Below are 3218 nucleotides of genomic sequence, written 5' to 3' on the forward strand. Positions count from 1 at the left end.
CAACATTGGTCATGACATTTGCATCATAGGACAACTCCAGCGGAGTTGAATAAAATTACTAAAAGCTTTTTTGTGGGTCAGTAGTCAAAAATAATATCAAAGAGATACTAAAAGTTAGGCGCTATAACTCCACTCCCTAACTAACCTTTACGTCTTTTAGCCTTTGGGAGTGCTCCTAAAGCAATATTATGGGTCGGTGGAGCCTTGGGCGTTGTCCCAAACCATTTTTGTTACATCAGTTAGGCCTTAGTAGTACCCCCAAACTATAAGCGATGTAACTCTTAGCCTTTGGGAGTTCTCCTCAACTAAAAACGATGCAACTTTTAGCCTTTGGGATTACTCCCAAACGATCCGCCTTTGCACTAATCCTACTTTATTTTACACTTTTATCCTTATTAATTCCATATGTTGCCTGTTTTCACTTAAATTATATTTACTTTTAGACTATACGAATGGATTTATAGAATAGTCATTCTATAAGGGAGAGTAGGGTTTTATACAAAACATATTTAATGGGTCTCTCAACACCCAATAGCTACAAATACAAACTACACCATGATGAGAAAACAATTTTACCAACTACAGTTAGGTACTGCCATAGTACTGTTGGCCGTAATGTTTAGTTGTGCACAGCAAGCGCCAAAAGAGCAACCCGTTATCACCTCTTTATCCAAAGAAATAAAGGAGATTCATGCGGGTATTTTAGAAGGCTATTTATCCGAAAATGAAATACCCAATAGCTTAAATTTAGTGCCACCCCCACCCGAAGAAGGTTCGGTAGCTTTTGAGTTAGATCAGGAAATAGCAGCCATGTATGTTGCCTCAAATGATGAAGCCCGAAGAGAACAAGCCGCCAAGGATGCCGATCTTCATTTTCCAGAAGCTGTTGATGCGTTTAATATGGTGTTGAATACAAAAATATCGGAAGCAAACACGCCACATTTATATATGATTATGCGCCGAACGTTAGCTGATGCTGGTTTATCAACCTATGGGGCAAAAAATCATTATCAGCGTAAGCGCCCATTTATGGTAAACAATACGCCTACGTGCACGCCCAATGATGAAGCTGCCTTACGCAAAGATGGTTCTTACCCTTCGGGGCATACGGCCATTGGTTGGACTTGGGCATTAATTTTATCCGAAGTATTTCCGGCACAAGCCGATGTCATTTTAGAAAGAGGAAAAGAATTTGGCATCAGCCGTAATGTATGCAATGTACATTGGCATAGCGATGTGGTAGCCGGCAGAATGATGGGAGCAGCTGCAGTAGCCAAGTTACACGCCAATGCCGATTTTATGATTGATTTAAAAGTGGCTAAGGAAGAAATTAAAGCCTTGATGAAATAACTTCAGGAGGGCCGAGCATTTGATTCCATTGCTAAATGGAAAATAAGCACCTATATTTTCATAGGATATACACCAAAAAACAATTAACCGATATAATGGTTTAGTAAACAGATTAATCATCAACACTAATAATTATTTACAATGAGAAAACTCGTAATTTTAATTGCAATTATTGCAATGCCATTTGTTATGATGGCACAGAAAAACAAAAAACCCAATATTCTGGTTATTTGGGGAGATGACATAGGCCAGTCTAATATTAGTGCCTATACACATGGTTTAATGGGGTATCAAACGCCAAATATCGACCGTGTAGCTAACGAAGGTATGATGTTTACCGATTACTACTCTGAGCAGAGTTGTACCGCAGGACGCTCAACCTTTATTTTAGGACAAAGTGTATTTCGTACAGGTTTAAGTAAAGTAGGTATGCCTGGCGCAAAAGAGGGTATTAACGAAAAAGACCCAACCATTGCAGAATTGTTAAAACCTATGGGTTACAGAACAGGTCAGTTTGGTAAAAACCATCTTGGCGATCAAGATAAGCATTTGCCAACCAATCATGGCTTTGATGAATTTATGGGGAATCTTTATCATTTAAACGCAGAAGAAGAACCTGAATTGCTAGATTATCCTGATCCAGCAAAATATCCAGATTTTGCAAAGAAATTCGGGCCGCGTGGTGTAATTCATTCTTATGCTGATGGAAAAGTAGAAGATACAGGCCCACTCACAAAAAAGAGAATGGAAACGATCGATGATGAAACTATTGCTGCTGCTAAAAAGTTTATAACAGCTGCTGTTAAGTCAGGCGAGCCATTTTTTGTTTGGTGGAACGGAACAAGAATGCACTTTCGTACACACGTTAAAGATGAACATAGAGGTATTTCGGGGCAAGACGAATATGGCGATGGCATGGTAGAGCATGACATGCACGTAGGCGAATTATTAGACCTTTTAGATGAATTAGGTGTTACAGACAATACCATTGTACAATATGGTACCGATAATGGCCCTCATAAGAATACTTGGCCTGATGCAGGTGCGAATCCTTTTAGAAGCGAAAAAAATACCAATTGGGAAGGTGGTTGGAGAACGCCATCTATGATCCGTTGGCCTAACCATATTAAAGCAGGTTCTTACTCAAACGAAATTGTCTCTGGATTGGATTGGCTACCTACATTTTTAGCCGCAGCGGGTAACGACAAGGTTAAAGAAGAATTATTAGTGGGTAAAAAAGTAGGTGATAAAACATTTAGAGTTCATTTAGATGGTTATAATATGTTACCTTATTTACTCGGAGAAGAAAAAGAAGGCAGAAGAAAAGAAATTTTTTATTTTTCTGATGATGGCGATTTAACTGCTCTTCGTTACAACGATTGGAAAGTTATTTTTATGGAACAACGCTCTACCGGAACACTTGCTGTTTGGGCTGAACCTTTCGTTACGCTTCGTATTCCGCTATTATATAATTTAAGAAGAGATCCGTACGAATTTGCAACAGTTACTTCAAATACCTATTGGGATTGGTATTTAGACCATGCATTTTTACTACTGCCAGCATCTGAATATGTTGGTGAATTTTTAGGTACGTTTAAAGACTACCCGCCAAGAATGAAAGCAGCAGCTTTTAACCTAGATAATGTAATGGAGAAACTAACAGCTCCTGCAGGAAATTAAAGTAAAATAAAAAGGCAACTTTTAAAGATGCTATTCAGTTGATGAGGAGCCACATTTTTTTGTGGCTCCTTTTTTAATGGTAGTCACAGAGCCCCAGCTTAACGAGTCGTTTTGGGGCTAATGCGAATAGTAAAATATTGTTTGCTAAATGAATTGGCTTATTTTTACCGGTTAATTATTATAAAATC

Annotated in this window: 2 protein-coding genes; both read left to right on the plus strand. The window is 38.5% G+C overall.

Annotated elements, in window-relative coordinates; translation table 11 throughout:
• Positions 1–555 precede the first annotated feature (555 nt).
• Entirely contained in the window at positions 556–1350 is a 795-nt protein-coding gene (locus A8L32_RS11020; RefSeq protein ID WP_143525076.1) for an acid phosphatase, read from the plus strand.
• Between the two features lie 141 nt (positions 1351–1491).
• Entirely contained in the window at positions 1492–3030 is a 1539-nt protein-coding gene (locus A8L32_RS11025) for an arylsulfatase (RefSeq protein WP_083631278.1), read from the plus strand.
• The last annotated feature ends 188 nt before the right edge of the window (positions 3031–3218 follow it).

The sequence above is a fragment of the Labilibacter marinus genome (assembly GCF_001659685.2).
Classification (GTDB): domain Bacteria; phylum Bacteroidota; class Bacteroidia; order Bacteroidales; family Marinilabiliaceae; genus Saccharicrinis; species Saccharicrinis marinus.

Bases quoted from the DNA above. Each gene is read 5' to 3' on its own strand.
- A8L32_RS11020 (WP_143525076.1), top strand. From the start codon at position 556: ATGATGAGAAAACAATTTTACCAACTACAGTTAGGTACTGCCATAGTA.
- A8L32_RS11025 (WP_083631278.1), top strand. From the start codon at position 1,492: ATGAGAAAACTCGTAATTTTAATTGCAATTATTGCAATGCCATTTGTT.